The sequence below is a fragment of the Arenimonas metalli CF5-1 genome (assembly GCF_000747155.1).
Taxonomy (GTDB): domain Bacteria; phylum Pseudomonadota; class Gammaproteobacteria; order Xanthomonadales; family Xanthomonadaceae; genus Arenimonas; species Arenimonas metalli.
Window position 1 is genome coordinate 1 of sequence record NZ_AVCK01000065.1, and the last position, 14,537, is coordinate 14,537.

The 14,537-nt window shown below is 70.1% G+C and carries 14 protein-coding genes; 6 read left to right on the plus strand and 8 right to left on the minus strand.

All coding sequences use genetic code 11. The features are described 5' to 3' along the window. A partial coding sequence (gene rapA, locus N787_RS13860) for an RNA polymerase-associated protein RapA (RefSeq protein ID WP_034215441.1) occupies positions 1-2,056 on the plus strand: 2,056 nt, incomplete at its 5' end. A gap of 66 nt (positions 2,057-2,122) precedes the next feature. Here the strand turns inward: rapA and N787_RS13865 are convergent. Continuing rightward, positions 2,123-2,779: a rhomboid family intramembrane serine protease gene (locus N787_RS13865; protein WP_034215443.1), complete on the minus strand. Its 657-nt coding sequence runs from the start codon at positions 2,777-2,779 to the stop codon at positions 2,123-2,125. A 40-nt stretch (positions 2,780-2,819) separates the two neighbouring features. Between N787_RS13865 and N787_RS13870 the strand changes: the two genes are divergently transcribed. Continuing rightward, positions 2,820-3,446 carry a 2OG-Fe(II) oxygenase gene (locus tag N787_RS13870; RefSeq protein ID WP_052575500.1) on the plus strand — a complete coding sequence of 209 codons (627 nt, stop codon included), beginning with the start codon at positions 2,820-2,822 and terminating at the stop codon, positions 3,444-3,446. A gap of 3 nt (positions 3,447-3,449) precedes the next feature. Here N787_RS13870 and N787_RS13875 read toward each other — a convergent pair whose 3' ends face one another. Further along, on the minus strand, positions 3,450-3,818 hold the full coding sequence (locus tag N787_RS13875) for an MGMT family protein (protein WP_052575501.1): 369 nt from the start codon (positions 3,816-3,818) through the stop codon (positions 3,450-3,452). 40 nt (positions 3,819-3,858) lie between these two features. Here N787_RS13875 and N787_RS13880 point away from each other — a divergent pair, with 40 nt between their 5' ends. Beyond that, a complete protein-coding gene (locus tag N787_RS13880; protein WP_034215446.1) occupies positions 3,859-4,266 on the plus strand; it encodes a hypothetical protein in 408 nt (135 codons plus the stop codon). Between the two features lie 159 nt (positions 4,267-4,425). On the opposite strand, the gene N787_RS13885 is transcribed toward N787_RS13880, so the two are convergent. Together N787_RS13885 and N787_RS13890 are read right to left on the minus strand one after the other, a co-directional pair. Then, the gene (locus N787_RS13885; protein ID WP_034215447.1) at positions 4,426-5,550 is read right to left on the minus strand and encodes an inorganic phosphate transporter; all 1,125 of its coding nucleotides are present in this window, start codon (positions 5,548-5,550) and stop codon (positions 4,426-4,428) included. Between the two features lie 3 nt (positions 5,551-5,553). Continuing rightward, a complete protein-coding gene (locus tag N787_RS13890; protein ID WP_034215450.1) occupies positions 5,554-6,183 on the minus strand; it encodes a DUF47 domain-containing protein in 630 nt (209 codons plus the stop codon). A 205-nt stretch (positions 6,184-6,388) separates the two neighbouring features. Between N787_RS13890 and N787_RS13895 the strand changes: the two genes are divergently transcribed. Both N787_RS13895 and N787_RS13900 read left to right on the plus strand, forming a co-directional pair. Next, entirely contained in the window at positions 6,389-7,759 is a 1,371-nt protein-coding gene (locus N787_RS13895; protein WP_034215453.1) for a hemolysin family protein, read from the plus strand. A 37-nt stretch (positions 7,760-7,796) separates the two neighbouring features. Next, positions 7,797-8,399 (plus strand): exopolysaccharide biosynthesis protein, encoded by a 603-nt coding sequence (locus N787_RS13900; RefSeq protein WP_034215455.1) that lies wholly within the window; start codon positions 7,797-7,799, stop codon positions 8,397-8,399. Here N787_RS13900 and N787_RS13905 read toward each other — a convergent pair whose 3' ends face one another. The 3 genes from N787_RS13905 to N787_RS13915 form a co-directional block, all read right to left on the minus strand. Continuing rightward, entirely contained in the window at positions 8,400-10,520 is a 2,121-nt protein-coding gene (locus N787_RS13905) for a putative bifunctional diguanylate cyclase/phosphodiesterase (protein WP_034215457.1), read from the minus strand. Next, a complete protein-coding gene (locus N787_RS13910) occupies positions 10,517-11,446 on the minus strand; it encodes a phosphate/phosphite/phosphonate ABC transporter substrate-binding protein (protein ID WP_425387887.1) in 930 nt (309 codons plus the stop codon). Before N787_RS13910 ends, N787_RS13905 begins: the two co-directional genes overlap by 4 nt. A 61-nt stretch (positions 11,447-11,507) precedes the next feature. Further along, a complete protein-coding gene (locus tag N787_RS13915) occupies positions 11,508-12,278 on the minus strand; it encodes an RNA methyltransferase (protein ID WP_084590823.1) in 771 nt (256 codons plus the stop codon). A 103-nt stretch (positions 12,279-12,381) separates the two neighbouring features. On the opposite strand from N787_RS13915, the gene N787_RS13920 reads away from it, so the two are divergent. Beyond that, positions 12,382-13,188, plus strand: a complete 807-nt coding sequence (locus tag N787_RS13920; RefSeq protein ID WP_034215460.1) for an inositol monophosphatase family protein — start codon at positions 12,382-12,384, stop codon at positions 13,186-13,188. A gap of 389 nt (positions 13,189-13,577) precedes the next feature. Here N787_RS13920 and secF read toward each other — a convergent pair whose 3' ends face one another. Continuing rightward, entirely contained in the window at positions 13,578-14,498 is a 921-nt protein-coding gene (secF, locus tag N787_RS13925; protein ID WP_156969066.1) for a protein translocase subunit SecF, read from the minus strand. Positions 14,499-14,537: the final 39 nt, after the last annotated feature.

Consider the following 14,537-nt stretch of genomic DNA (forward strand, 5'->3'; position numbering starts at 1 on the left):
GGCGCTGGCCGCCGGCTGGGACCTGCTGCTGGTGGACGAGGCGCACCACCTGGTGTGGACGCCGGAGTTCTCCAGCCCGGGCTATGCGCTGGTGGAGGCACTGTCGGCGCGCACGCCGGGCCTGCTGCTGCTCACGGCCACGCCGGAACAACTGGGCCTGGGCGGGCACTTCGCGCGCCTGCGCCTGCTCGACCCCGCGCGCTACACCGACCTCGACGCGTTCCGCGCCGAATCGCGCGGCTACCTTGAACTCTCCGCGCTGGCCGAGCGCCTGCTCGAAGGCCAGTCGCTGACCACCGCCGACATGGCGACGCTGTCGGGCCTGTTCCCGGGCGATGAAGCCGCGCTGGTCGCCCGCCTGGGCCGCATCGCCGCCGGCGATGCCGCCGAGCGCGAGACACTGCTGGCCGACCTGGTCGACCGCCACGGTACCGGCCGCGCGATGGTGCGCAACCGGCGCGCCGCGGTCGGCGGCTTCCCCACCCGCCTGCCTTCCGTCACCACGCTCGACGCGCCCGGGGATCCGACCGTGCTCGGCCGCCTGCGCGCCGAGTTCGCGCACGACGTCGGCGACAGCGACGACGAGCCCGAACACGACTACGCCAGGGACCCGCGCACCGACTGGCTGCTCGGCATCCTCGACCAGGTCGCCCCGGCCAAGGTGCTGCTGCTCTGCCGATCGCGCGCCAAGGTGCAGGCGCTCGAGGAAGCGCTGCGCCTGCGCACCGGCCTGCAGGTCGCGCGCTTCCACGAGGACATGAACCTCCTGCAGCGCGACCGCAACGCCGCCTTCTTCGCCGACCCCGAGGGCGCGCGCCTGCTGATCGCCAGCGAGATCGGCGCCGAGGGCCGCAACTTCCAGTTCGCCCAGCACCTGGTGCTGTGGGACCTGCCGCTGCACCCGGACATGCTCGAGCAGCGCATCGGCCGCCTCGACCGCATCGGCCAGAAGGGCGACGTCAACATCCACGCCGCCGCCGTCGCCGGCAGCGCGCAGGAAGTGCTGCTGCGCTGGGTGCACGAGGGGCTGGACGCCTTCCGCGGCGTGCTGGCCGACGGCCGCGAACTGCTGCGCAGCTTCGGCGCCGAGCTACTGCAGCTGGCCGAACAGGACGCCGATGCGCGCGAACCCGCGCTGACCGAACTGATCGCCCGCAGCCGCGACAAGCACGCCGAACTGACGCGCATCATCGCCGAGGGCCGCGACCGCCTGCTCGAACTGGGCAGCCGCGGCACCGACGGCGGCGAGCTGCTGGCCGCGCTGCAGGGCGACGACCAGCACGCCGCGATGGACGACCACGCGCTGCGCCTGCTCGAGGCCTTCGGCGTGCACAACGAGCCGCTGGGCCCGAACCAGTGGCTGCTCGATCCCGAGCACCTCACGGTGGACGGCTTCGAGGAGTTCAAGCAGGGCCCGCGTGCCGTCACCTTCGACCGCGCCACCGCGCTCGGCCGCGACGACCTGCTCTACCTGCGCGACGACCACCCGCTGCTGCTCTCGGCCAACGAGCTGCTGGTGTCGGGCGAAACCGGCAACGCCGCCTTCCTGGTCGACGACAGCCTGCCGCCGCGCACCGTGGTGATGGAAGCCGTGAACGTGATCGAGTGCGTCGCCCCGCGCGGCCTCGACGTCGAGCGCTACCTGCCGCCCGCGCCGCTGAGCGTGGCGGTGGATACCCGCCTGCAGGTGCGCGCGGAGTTCGCCCCGGGCGAACGCGCCCGCCTGCGCGCCGGCGACCGCGTCTTCGACCTCTCACCCCAGCGCAAGGTGCTGGCCGCGCTGGTGCCGCCGATGCTCGAGCGCGCCCGCGAGGAAGCCTTGCTGCGTGCGCAGGAACGCGTGGCCGAAGCGGTGGCGAAGGCCGACGCGCTGCTGGGCGCCGAGATCGCCCGCCTGCGCGCTCTGGCGAAGGTGAACCCGGCCGTGCGCCACGAGGAAATCACCGCGCTGGAGCAGGAGCGCGAGCAGCTGCTCGCCATCCTCCCCACCGCCCGCCCCCGCCTCGACAGCCTCCGCCTCGTCGCCAGCACCGACTTCCTCCAGCTCCGCCGCTGACAAGAAAAAGGGGTCAGAGTAATTATTCTTTTGAAACGAATAATTACTCTGACCCCTTTTTCTCGGCTAGCGGACGAGCCTCGGGCCGCGCGGGCGGAACGGCGGCTGGCCGCGCCAATAGCGGATCACCAGCCAGCCGAACAGCATGCCGCCCAGGTGTGCGAAGTGGGCGATGCCGGAGTTGCTGGCGAACACGCCCATGCCCAGCTCGATCGCGCCGAACACGATCACGAAGGTGCGGGCCTTCATCGGAATCGGCGGGATCAGCAGCATCACCTGCCGGTTCGGAAACAGCATGCCGTAGGCCAGCAGCAGGCCGAACACGCCGCCCGAGGCGCCGATGGTGGGATAGACGCCCTGCCCCGTGATGCCCGAGGTCACCACCGCCAGCTGGATCAGGCCGGCGCCGACGACGCAGATCAAGAAATAGGCCAGGAAGCGGCGCGTGCCCCAGGTCTGCTCCAGCGAGCTGCCGAACATGTACAGCGCCAGCCCGTTGAAGAACACGTGGCCGAAGCTGCCATGCAGGAAGCCGTAGCTGAGGACCTGCCACGGCAGGAAGCCCACGGTGATCGGCGAGCCGTCGGCCGCGAAGCCGGCGGAGTACTCGCCCAGCGGCCACAGCGCGAAGTACATCAGCAGCGGTTCGGGCAGGAACTGCTGCAGCAGGAAGCCGATGCCGAGGGCCCAGAGCAGGCCGGCGGTGGCCGGAGGCAGTCGCATGGGGAAGTGCCGGTGGGGAGCCAGCCCGTATCATAGCGGCATGGCCCCGCCCCTTCCGTTGATCCCCGGTGACGATGCGCTCGACGCGCTGGCCGGCGTGCTGCGCACGCGCGACTGGGCCACGCTGGCGCTGGACGCCACCGATGCCCGCCTGCACGCCGCCGCCGATGAAGCGCGCGCCCACGCCGCCGCTGGCCGCCTGGTGCCCGCCGCCACCGGCCGCGCCGACGGCCGCCAGTTCGCCGGGCTGCGCGGCGACGCCACGCTCTGGCTCGATGACCCCGCCTGCGGGCCGGCGGCGCGGGAACTGCTCGCCTCGCTCGATGCGCTTCGCAGCGGCCTGAACCGCCGTCTGCTGCTGGGGCTTGAGGAGGTCGAGGCGCACTTCGCGCACTACCCGCCCGGCGCCGGCTACGCCCGCCACCGCGACCGCTTCCGCAGCGACGATGCGCGCGTGCTGTCGCTGGTGCTTTACCTCAATCCCGACTGGCCGGACGCCGCCGGCGGCCAGCTGCGCCTGCACCTGCCGGCGGGCCCGGTGGACATCGCGCCTCGCCTGGGCACGGTGGCGATTTTCCTGAGCGCCGAAGTCGACCACGAGGTGCTGCCGGCGACGCAGCCGCGCTTCAGCGTCGCGGCCTGGTTCCGCCAGCGCCCGCGGGCCTGAGGCTCAGCGCTTCACCGCCGGCGGCGCCCACAGCATCTCGTCCAGCGTCGGCGCCGCGCGCTGCCCGCGCACCCGCCCCGCCTCGACCCGCACGCCTTCCGAACGCAGCCGCTGCACCTGCTCGTCGAAGCCTTCGGAACCTTCGGGGAAGGCGATGCGGCCATCGGAACGCAGCACCCGATGCCAGGGCAGCCCCGGCTCGTCGCCCGCCGACAGGATGCGCGCCACCAACCGCGCCCGTCCCGGCAGCCCGGCGCGCCGCGCCACTTCGCCGTAACCCGCCACTTCGCCCGCGGGAATGGCGCGCACCGCCGCGAGGATGCGCTGGCGGGCGGCGGCGGGCGTATCGCTGGCGTTGGGCTTTGGGGCCATGGGGGTTTAGGATACCCCTCCCGCAGATTTCCACGCCGCCATGCAGAACTTCGAACAGATCCGCAGCCACCTCCAGGGCAAGTACAAGCTCACCGCCAGCGAGCCTTACCTGGCCTGCGTGCAGCTCTCGCTCGACAAGGGCAAGCGCCACCAGAGCATCTTCCTGTCGGAGATGGTCGGCGAGGACGAGCGCCCCTACCTGCGGGTCAGCACCGTGATCGCGCCGATGACCGGCATCGACGCCCGCCGCATGCTGCAGTTCAACTGGCAGAGCCGCGTGGGCTACCTCGCCATCGGCGAACTCGACTCGGTGCCCTACCTGCAGCTCTGCGAAAACCGCCCCTACGACACCCTCACCGCGGCCGAGATCGACCGCCTCGTGCTCGAAATCGGCGGCCTCGGCGACCAGATGGAACGCATGCTCTCCGCCGGCGGCGATCTTCTGTAAGAGTGTTTTTTGACGCGGATTAACGCGGATAAACGCGGATAGGGCAAAGGCGAAGTTGGATCTTCGCCGTGCGCCGCAGTCGGCGAAAATCCACTCAATCTGTTTTTGATCTATCCGCGTTCATCCGCGTTAATCCGCGTCAAAAAAACCGCTCTCCCATCACCCCCACCCCATCGCTGTGACGCCCTTGAGGAGGAGCCAGGCGAGGCCGCCCGAGGCGGGGATGGTGAGGATCCAGGCCCAGACGATCTTCTGGATCACGGACCACTGCAGCGCGCGCGGGTTCTTCGCCACGCCCACGCCCATGATCGCGGTCGAGATGCTGTGGGTCGTGGACACCGGCATGCCGAAGTGCGCCGCCAGCGTCAGGATCGTGGCCGAGCTGGTTTCCGCCGCGAAGCCGTGGATGGGATGCAGCTTCACCATCTTGTGGCCCAGCGTCTTGATGATGCGCCAGCCGCCGGCCGCCGTGCCGGCCGCCATCACCAGCGCGCAGGTGACGATGATCCAGGTCTCGATGCCCTCGCTGTCGCCCGGGTGCATGAAGGCCAGCCAGCCCGGCAGGTTGTCGAGCGTGCCCGCCGCCTCGGCGCCGATCAGCGCCAGCGCGATGATGCCCATGGTCTTCTGCGCATCGTTGGTGCCGTGGGCGAAGCCCATGTAGGCCGCCGACACGATCTGCGACTTGCCGAACACGGCGTTGATCCAGCGCGGGCGCGAAATGCGCGCCAGCCATCCGCCGGCCCCGTTCATGGCGCTGATGATCGCCATCAGCCCGCCCATCATCAGCAGGCCGAGGGTGAAGCCCGCGACCGGCGAGCTGATCATCGGCACGATCACCTTCCAGAAGATGCCCTGGTTCTTGGTCCAGTGCTCGGCCTCGCGCGCCCAGATCAGCGCATCGAGGTCACCGCCCGAGGCGGCCAGCGCCGCGCCGCACAGGCCGCCGATCAGCGCGTGGCTGGACGAGGACGGCAGGCCGAACCACCAGGTGATCAGGTTCCAGATGATGCCGCCCGCCAGCGCGCAGATGATCAGCTGGGAAGTCACCAGCACCACCTGGTCGTCGATCAGGCCGGAGGAGATGGTCTTGGCCACCGCCGTGCCGGCCAGCGCGCCGATGAGGTTCATGAAGGCCGCCAGCGCCACCGCCTGGGTCGGGTTCAGGACCTTGGTGGCCACCACGGTGGCGATGGAGTTGGCGGTGTCGTGGAATCCGTTGATGTACTCGAACACCAGGGCCGTCAGGATGACGGCCAGCACCAGGATGAGCGCGGTGGTCATGGCTCAGGCGTTCTTGAGGACGACGCCGTAGATGACGTTGCCGGCGTCGCGGCAGCGGTCGATGGCCTTCTCGAGGATCTCGAACAGGTCCTTGAGGATCAGGTAGCGCATCGGATCGGTTTCATTGGTGTAGGTGTCGCGGTAGAGCTCGAGGATGAGGCGGTCGGCCTCGGCCTCGATCGCCTGCAGCTTGTCGTTGAGGTTCTTGGTGGTCTCGAGGTTCATGCCCTTGCGCAGCAGGCCGACCATTTCCTCGAGCACCACGCAGGCGCGCTCGAGCATGGCGGCGCGCGAGACGAACTCGACGTCGCCGATGCGCTCGGCGGCGAGCATGTAGCGCTCGGCGAACTTCTCCACCACCTTCGGGATCTTGTAGAGCACGTTGCTCAGGGCCTCGATGTCCTCGCGCTCGAGCGCGGTGACGAAGGTGTTCACCAGCTCCTGGCTGATCTGGGCGGCGAGGTTCTTCTCGCGCTGCCGGGCCAGCTTGAACTTCTCCAGCGAGCGCTGGGCCGGCGGGGTGGCGAGCAGCTCGCCCAGGGCGCGGGCGCTTTCACGGGCGGCCGCGGCGCTGGCCTCGAGCAGGCCGTAGAACTTGTCGCCTTTGCCGAAGATGGTCTGGAGGGAAAACATGGATGCGGGCCCCTGGCTGGCCGGGAAGCCCCGGCCGTGGATGTCGAATGTGGCGGCAATATTACAACGGCATGACGCCCGGGCGCCCGCCAGGCAGGCGTACGGCGCCCCCGGAGCCCCGGCCGGGCCGGGCCGCTGTGGCATAGTTCACGCTCCGCCCGCCCCTCCCTGAACGGAATCCCGTGCCGGCCCGTCCCGGCAGCCCATGACCCTCGCCCTCGCCATCGTCCTGTTCCTGGTCATCTGCAACGGCTTCTTCGCCCTGTCGGAGATGTCGGTAGTCGCCTCCCGCAAGCCCAAGCTGCGCCAGATGGCCCAGGACAGCCGCCGGGCCGAGGCCGCCCTGGCCCTGGCCGAGCATCCCGAGCGCTTCCTGTCCACGGTGCAGGTGGGCATCACCTCGATCGGCATCCTGACCGGCATGTTCGGCGGCGACGCGCTGGGCGACGGCATCGCGGCCGGGATCGAACCGCTGGGCCTGGAGCAGCTGGTCGGCGGCTGGCTCGAGCCCGTGCTGGCCTGGATGGGCGTGGACCTGGACGTGAACCAGGCCATCGGCACCGCGATGGCGGTGATCCTGATCACCTACGTCTCGATCATCCTGGGCGAGCTGGTGCCCAAGCGCATCGCCCTGCTGGCCCCGGAGAAGTTCGCCGCCGGCGTCTCGCTGCCCATGTCCTGGGTCTCGAAGATCGCCATGCCCTTCGTCTGGCTGCTGTCGCTGAGCACGCGCAGCATCCTGCGCCTGCTGCGCCTGAACCAGGGCAGCGACAACCAGGTGACGGAAGAAGAGATCCGCCTGCTGGTGGCCGAGAGCCACGAGCAGGGCGTGATCGACGCCGACGAGCGCAACATGATCAACCGCGTGCTGCGCCTGGGCGACCGCAGCAGCGCCGGCCTGATGACGCCGCGCACCCGCATCGTCTGGCTCGACGCCGCCGCCAGCACCGAGGAGAACCTGGCGACCATGCGCGAGACGCCGTTCGCGCGCTACCCGGTCTACCGCGGCAGCGACGCCGACGTGCTCGGCATCCTCGAGGTGAAGTCGCTGACCGGCCTGCTCGGCGCCGGCGCCACCACCACCCCCGACCTGTTCCGCGAACTGCGCCCGGCGCTGTTCGTGTCCGAGTCCACCCACGCCCTGAAGCTGCTCGAGATCTTCCGCGAGGAGCAGCAGACGATGGCCCTGGTGGTGGACGAGTACGGCGACATCCAGGGCATGGTCTCGGCCAACGACCTGCTGGGCGCCGTGCTGGGCCGCGTGCAGGCCACGGAGACCGAGGACGACGAAGCCCTGGTGGTCACCCGCGCCGACGGCTCGCTGCTGGTGGACGGCCGCCTCTCGACCGAGGAGCTGCGCGAGGTGCTCTCGGTCAACGCCCTGCCCGGCGAGGAAGAACACGACTATCACACCGTCGCTGGCATGGTGATCGCGCGCTTCGGACGCATCCCCCACGCCGGCGAATTGTTCGACTGGGAAGGCTGGCGTTTCGAAGTGGTGGACCTGGACGGCGCCCGGATCGACAAGCTGCTGATTTCAAGGCTGCCGGACGCCGACGATTCCCCGGCAATTTAGGGCCGATAAAGCCGGCCCCCCACAGACTCCGGCCCCGATGAGCCCAGAAATCAGCACGCGCGCCCTGTTGCATGCCCTGGCCGAGGGGCGCGCGGGGCATTCGCTGACGCTGGGCGACCTGCTCGACCAGTTCCGGGCCCGGGCCTTCGGCGTGTTCCTGCTGATCGCGGTGCTGCCGGCCTTCGTGCCGCTGCCGATCGGCGCGGGCGCCATCAGCGGCCCGCTGGTGTCGCTGATCGGGCTGCAGCTGATGTTCCAGCTGGCCCATCCCTGGATCCCCGGCTTCCTGTCGCGGCGCGAGCTCTCGCGCGAGGGCGTCGAGAAGTTCCGCAACCGCACCTCGCGCCTGCTGGGCTGGCTGGAAAAGATCAGCCGCCCGCGCGCCGAGGCGATCATCGACCATCCCGCCGCTCGCACCTTCACCGGCCTGATGCTGGTGCTGCTGGGCGCCCTGCTGGCGCTGCCGCTGCCGGCCACCAACTATCCCTTCGGCCTGATCCTGCTGGCCTTCGCCATTGCCCTGATCGAGCGCGACGGCCGGCTGATGCTCGCGGCCTGGGCGCTGGGGCTGGCCGAGCTGGTGGTGGTGGGCTTCTTCTCCGGGCAGATCGCCACCTGGGTGGGCGACCTGTTCCGCTGACTACTCGCGGAAGCGGCGCTGCATCTCCGACGCCGGCATCGGCCGGCCCAGCCAGAAGCCCTGGCCCTGGTCGCAGCCGCGCTCGCGCAGCACTTCGTACTGGCCTTCGGCCTCGATGCCCTCGGCGACCACGGTGATGCCGAGCGAGTGCGCCATCGCGATGATGGCCGAGGTCAGCGCCAGGTCGTCCGGATCGCGCAGCACGTCGGCCACGAAGCTGCGGTCGATCTTGACGCCGTCCACCGGCACGCGGCGCAGGTGGCTCAGGCCCGAGAAGCCGGTGCCGAAGTCGTCCAGCCACACCTTCACCCCGGTCGCGCGCAGGCGCGACAGCAGCGCGCTGGCCTGCACCTCGTCGCCGAGCACGGCGGTCTCGGTGAGCTCCAGGTGCAGCTGCTTGGGCAGCACGCCGGTGGCGGCCAGCGCGCTGGCCACGACATCGGGCAGGTCGCCCGTGCGCAGCTGGCGCGGCGAGATGTTCACCGACACGAACGGCGGCTCCATGCCCGGCTGCGACCACGCGGCCGCGTCCTGGCAGGCCTGCACCAGCACGTGCCGGCCCAGCGATTCGATCAGGCCGCTCTGCTCGGCCACTTCGATGAAGACCGACGGCGGCACCACGCCCAGGCGCGGATGCTGCCAGCGGCACAGCGCCTCGGCGCCCATCAGGCGGCGATCGGCCAGGCGGTAGATCGGCTGGTAGTGCAGGCTCAGCTCGCCGCGCTCCCAGGCGCCGCGCAGCTCTTCCTCGAGCTGCACGCGGCGCTCGACCGCCTGGTCCATGGCCTTGGAGTAGAAGCGGTAGCAGCCCTTGCCCGCGACCTTGGCCTGGTACATCGCGATGTCGGCGTTCTTGAGCAGCTGGCCGGCGCTGGAGGCGTCGAACGGGAACAGCGTGATGCCCACCGACGCGCCCAGGAACACCTGCCGCCCGCGCAGCACCAGCGGCCGCTGGATCTCCTCGATCAGCGACTCGGCCAGGTGGCCGGAGCTGGCGCGAATGTCCTCGGCCATGAACAGCACGATGAACTCGTCGCCGCCGAAGCGCGCGATCTCGGCGCCGACGCCACCCAGGCGTTCGACCGCCATGCGGATGCGCATCGACAGCTGGCCCAGCACTTCGTCGCCGGCCTCGTGGCCCAGGGTGTCGTTGACGCGCTTGAAGTCGTCGAGGTCGACGAACAGCAGCGCCAGCTCGCCGCTGCTGGCCTGCAGCGTCAGCAGGCGGTCGTCCAGCGCTTCGCGGAAGGCGAGGCGGTTGGACAGGCCGGTCAGCGAATCGGTGTAGGCCATGCGGCGGATGTCGCGGTCGTGGCGCGCCACCGATTCGCTCATGCGCGCGAAGGCCCGCACCAGTTCGCCGATTTCGTCCTGGCGGTCCGAGGACACCTTCACGTCGGCGTAGCGGCCCTGCTCGATGCGCGCGGCGGCTTCGGCCAGGCCGCTGATCGGCGTCACGATCCGCCGCTGCAGCAGGCCCATCGCGCTCACGCCCATCGCCACCAGCGCCGCCATCAGCGCCAGGATCCAGCCCAGGTGTTCGTTGCTCGCGGCCTGCAGGCGCTCGGCCAGCGGCTCGAGCATCTCCTGCTCGCGGCGGTTGGCGCTCTCGCGCGAGAGGCCGACGCGGACGCCGCCGATGCGCTCGCCGCCGATGCGGATCGGGCTGGCGACGTCGAGCAGCTTGTCGCTCCACTGGCCGTGCACGCCCTCGGCATTGAGCGCCTCGTAGGCCATCGGGTCGGACATCGGCTGGCCGAAGGCCGGGATGTCGCCGGAACCGTCGTGCACCACCTGGCCCTCGGCGTCGTGGATGACCACGTACACCACGTCGGGCTGCCGCAGCGTGGCGCGGGCCAGTTCGCCCAGCTTGGCCAGGTCGAGGTAATAGAGTGGATTCGTGGCTGCGTCGGCCAGCTGGCTCGACAGCGTCTGGCCGCGGCCGAGCAGGCCCTCGCGCGCGAGCTCGCGCATGGCGCTGGCGCTGAGTTCGCGGGCGTCGCGGCTGCTGGCCTTCTCGTGCAGCCAGAGCGCCGCCACCAGCGCGGCGATGACCAGCATCACGCCGCACATGATCAGCAGCAGTTCGACGCGCAGGCCGAGCTTCACGGGCAGCTTCATTCCAGCGCCTCGCGGATCTCGCGGGCGCCGCGGCGCAGGTTGTCCAGCCGGACCTGGGTGGCGGCGTCGGCCTCGTAGAAGCCCGTGGTGCGGAAGAACTGGCGCAGTGCGTCGCGCGCCTGCGGGTCGGTGCTGGCGCCGAGCAGGACTTCCTTGAGCCGCGCCTCCACCGCCGGGGACATGTTGCCGTTGACCAGCTCCATCGCGCGCGGCACCGGGTCGGTGGTGTGGATCACCACCAGGTCGCGCCGGAAGGCTTCCGACACGCGCTGCAGCTGGTCCCAGTCCTGGTCGCTGAAGCCGCCGGCGTCCACCAGGCGCTTGTGCACCCAGGCCGCCAGGTTGGCATCGGTGTTGGCGAACACGTAGCCGACGCTGCCGGGCTCGCGGCCTTCCAGCGGCGACACCATCAGGCCCATCGGCAGGCGGCGCTCGCGCAGGGCCAGGGCCGGCACCAGGTAGGCGCTGGTGGAGGACGGCGACTGGAAGGCGATGGTCTTGCCCAGCAGCTGCGAGAGATCGGTGATGCCGCTGTCGCGGCGCACGAACACCACGCTGCGGTACTCGCGGGCGCCGCTGCGTTCGGTCAGCAGCAGCGGGCGGGCGCCGGCGCGATCGGCCAGCAGCAGGCCGGTGCCCGGGGTCTCGGTGACCCAGTCGACCTTGCCGCGGCGCAGGTAGCTCATCATCTGCTGCGGGTCGCGGGCCATCAGCACCCGGCCCTCGGTGATGCCGACGGTGCGCATGCGCGGCACCACGTAGTCGAGCAGCGGCTTGAGCTGCTCGTGGTGGCGGCGGGGATCGTCGCTGATGCGGCCCAGCACCAGCACGCCGTCGGCGGCGGCGGCCGGGCCGGCCAGCAGCAGGAACAGGAGGAACAGCAGACGCCGGGCGCCGGACGTGTTGCGGGGTGGCTTGGGCGTCACTTCGGGCTCGGGGGCGTCAGGACTACTGGGGGCCTACTCTATTCGCCCCACGGCGACCGCGCTAGGCGGCCCCGCCCCGGGCCAGCCGGGCCATGCGCTGGGCCTCGGCCAGGATGCCGCGCAGGATCTTGACCTCGCGCGCGTCGAGCCCGGCCCGCAGGTACAGGCGGCGCAGGCGCGACATGACCATCTCGGGCGGCTTGCCCTTGTGGAAGTCGATGTCGTGGAGGGCCTGGTCGAGGTGCCGGAAATAGCCCTCGAGTTCGTCGGCGGTGGCCGGCGGCTCGACCTCCGGCGGCGGCATCGGCCGGCCCGAGGCCAGGGCGTCCCCGGCCCGGGCCAGCACGGCCAGCCGCAGTTCGTAGGACAGCACCTGCACGGCGGCCGCGAGGTTGAGCGAGCTGAAGCCCGGGTCGGTCGGGATGCCCACCGTGTAGTGGCAGCGCTGCAGTTCGGCGTTCTCGAGCCCGGTGCGCTCGCGGCCGAACAGCAGGGCCACCGGGCCCCGGCCCACCGCCTCGACCAGCGTTTCGGCGGCCTCGCGCGGGCTAAGCTCCGGCAGCGGCACGTGCCGGCGCCGGGCGCTGGTGCCCAGCACGAGGTGGCAGCCGGCCAGGGCGCCGTCCAGGTCCGGGTGCACGGGGGCCGCTGCCAGCAGGTCGTCGGCGCCGGCGGCCAGGGTGTTGGCCTCGGGGTCCGGGAAGCGCTCGGGGGCGACCAGGTGCAGGGCCGACAGCCCCATGGTCTTCATGGCGCGCGCGGCCGAGCCGATGTTGCCCGGGTGCTGGGTGCCGACCAGCACGATGCGGAGGTTGGGAAGGCCGTCGATCATCGTTTTAGAGGCCCTGTTCAGGGCAACCTGTTATCCTTTGCGCCGCGCCGGCTCGACCGGCCCCTTGTTCTCTTCACAATCCAGCGGACCTTTGGACGGGCATATGCAGAAACCTGTCGTCAACGTCATGGTCAAGGCGGCCCGTTCGGCCGGCAACTTGATCCTGCGCCACATGAGCAAGCTCGACAGCCTGAGCGTCTTCGAGAAATCGAAGCAGGACTACGCGAGCGAAGTCGACGCCCAGGCCGAGGCGGAGATCATACGCGAGCTGCGCCGCGCGTTCCCGGACTACGCCATCCTGGCGGAGGAATCGGGCGCGATGGGCTCGGGCCGCCACACCTTCGTCATCGATCCGCTGGACGGCACCTCGAACTTCCTGCGCGGCTTCCCGCACTTCTGCGTGTCGATCGCGCTGTGCGAGGGCGGCGAGCCGGTGCACGGCGTGATCTTCGACCCGCTGCGCAACGAGCTCTTCACCGCCTCGCGCGGCGCGGGCGCGGTGCTCAACGACAAGAAGATCCGGATCGGCGAGCGCAAGGACCTCAACGGCGCGATGCTGATCACGGGCTTCCCGCCGCGCGAGCGCAAGCGGGTGGCGCCGCACCTGGCGGCGCTGGAGGCGGTGCTGGGCGAGGCCGAGGACATCCGCCGCACCGGTTCCGCGGCGCTCGACCTGGCCTACGTGGCCTGCGGCCGGGCCGACGCCTACTTCGAGGCGGGCGTGAAGCCCTGGGACATCGCGGCGGGCCTGCTGCTGGTCCGCGAGGCCGGCGGGCGGGTCTGCGACTTCCGGGGCGGCGGCGACAAGCTGCTCATGTCCAGCCAGATCGTCGCGGGCAACCTCAAGATCACCGAGCACCTGCAGAAGGCCATCGTGAACTCCAACTACGCGGCCGCCTTCTCGGTCTGATCCAACCCGCCATCGCTGCTTCGAAAAAGGGGTCAGAGTGTTTATCCGTTTCCATCGGATATCCACTCTGACCCCTTTCTTGTGGCCGGGAACTTTTGACGCGGATTAACGCGGATGTACGCGGATAGAGCCAAGGAAAGTGTGGCGCACGGCGCGTCGGATGGCCCCGCGAAACTCCAATCCAGTCGCTTCTGCCCTATCCGCGTCTATCCGCGTTAATCCGCGTCAAACGCTCCAAAATGAAAGGCCCGCCGAAGCGGGCCTTTCCGGAAGTGCGAAGCCCCCCTTGGTAAGGGGGGCGCGCCGAAGGCGCGGGGGATCGGAAGTGATGAGCCCGGGGCCCGCGATCTGCGAAGCAGGTCGTGGGATAACACCAGCGAATGCTGGTGTTACGGCCGGCGGGCGAGCTCTGCTTCGATGTCGTCCTTGGCGCGCGGCATCAGGTCCTGCTTGGTGACGCCCATCAGCAGCAGCAGCGGGCAGGCCACGAAGATCGAGGACAGCGTGCCGAACACGATGCCGATCATCTGCGATTCGGCCATGCCCTTGAGCGACTGGCCGCCGTAGAGGTACAGCGCCAGGATGGTCAGGAAGGCCACGAACGACGTGATGATGGTGCGCGACAGCGTCTGGTTGACCGACTTGTTGAGGATCTCGCGCGGCTCGAGCTTGAGCGTGCGGAAGTTCTCGCGCACGCGGTCGAAGACCACGATCGTGTCGTTGATCGAGAAGCCCATCACCGACAGGATGCCGGCCAGCACCGTCAGGTCGAACTCGTGCTGGCTGAGCGCGAACCAGCCGCAGACCACCAGCAGGTCGACCAGCGTGGTGAGGATGGCCGCGATCGCGAACTTGAGCTCGAAGCGCGCCCAGATGTAGGCCAGGAAGCCCAGCACCACGAAGATCGCCGCGTAGACGCCGTTGAGCGCCAGCTCGTTGCCGATCTGCGGGCCGACGAAATCGCTGCGCAGCACCTTGCCCGGGTTGCCCTCGGGCTGGGCCGCAGCCAGGATCGCCGCGCCGCTGTACTCGCGCTGCGTGCCCTCGCCTTCCGCGCCCGGCTCCTGCGGCTGCAGCCGGATCACGATGTCGTTGCCGGCACCGAAGGTCTGCACGACCGCACCGGTGTAGCCGGCGGTCTCCAGCCGCTGGCGCACCTGCTCGACGTCCACCGGCTGGGCGAACTCGATCTCGGTGGCGGTGCCGCCGGTGAAGTCGAGCGCGTAGTTGAAGCCCTTGGTGCCGAGGAAGAACAGCGACGCCAGCATGAGCAGCGCGACCACCGCCAGCGAGACGTAGCGGACGCGCATGAAGTTGATGTTGCTATTGGACGGGAAGAGTTCCACGCC

Excerpts from the sequence above, each read along its gene's own strand:
- N787_RS13865 (WP_034215443.1), bottom strand. The coding sequence starts at position 2,779 with ATGCGACTGCCTCCGGCCACCGCCGGCCTGCTCTGGGCCCTCGGCATC.
- N787_RS13870 (WP_052575500.1), top strand. The coding sequence starts at position 2,820 with ATGGCCCCGCCCCTTCCGTTGATCCCCGGTGACGATGCGCTCGACGCG.
- N787_RS13875 (WP_052575501.1), bottom strand. The coding sequence starts at position 3,818 with ATGGCCCCAAAGCCCAACGCCAGCGATACGCCCGCCGCCGCCCGCCAG.
- N787_RS13880 (WP_034215446.1), top strand. The coding sequence starts at position 3,859 with ATGCAGAACTTCGAACAGATCCGCAGCCACCTCCAGGGCAAGTACAAG.
- N787_RS13885 (WP_034215447.1), bottom strand. The coding sequence starts at position 5,550 with ATGACCACCGCGCTCATCCTGGTGCTGGCCGTCATCCTGACGGCCCTG.
- N787_RS13890 (WP_034215450.1), bottom strand. The coding sequence starts at position 6,183 with ATGTTTTCCCTCCAGACCATCTTCGGCAAAGGCGACAAGTTCTACGGC.
- N787_RS13895 (WP_034215453.1), top strand. The coding sequence starts at position 6,389 with ATGACCCTCGCCCTCGCCATCGTCCTGTTCCTGGTCATCTGCAACGGC.
- N787_RS13900 (WP_034215455.1), top strand. The coding sequence starts at position 7,797 with ATGAGCCCAGAAATCAGCACGCGCGCCCTGTTGCATGCCCTGGCCGAG.
- N787_RS13905 (WP_034215457.1), bottom strand. The coding sequence starts at position 10,520 with ATGAAGCTGCCCGTGAAGCTCGGCCTGCGCGTCGAACTGCTGCTGATC.
- N787_RS13915 (WP_084590823.1), bottom strand. The coding sequence starts at position 12,278 with ATGATCGACGGCCTTCCCAACCTCCGCATCGTGCTGGTCGGCACCCAG.
- N787_RS13920 (WP_034215460.1), top strand. The coding sequence starts at position 12,382 with ATGCAGAAACCTGTCGTCAACGTCATGGTCAAGGCGGCCCGTTCGGCC.
- secF (WP_156969066.1), bottom strand. The coding sequence starts at position 14,498 with ATGCGCGTCCGCTACGTCTCGCTGGCGGTGGTCGCGCTGCTCATGCTG.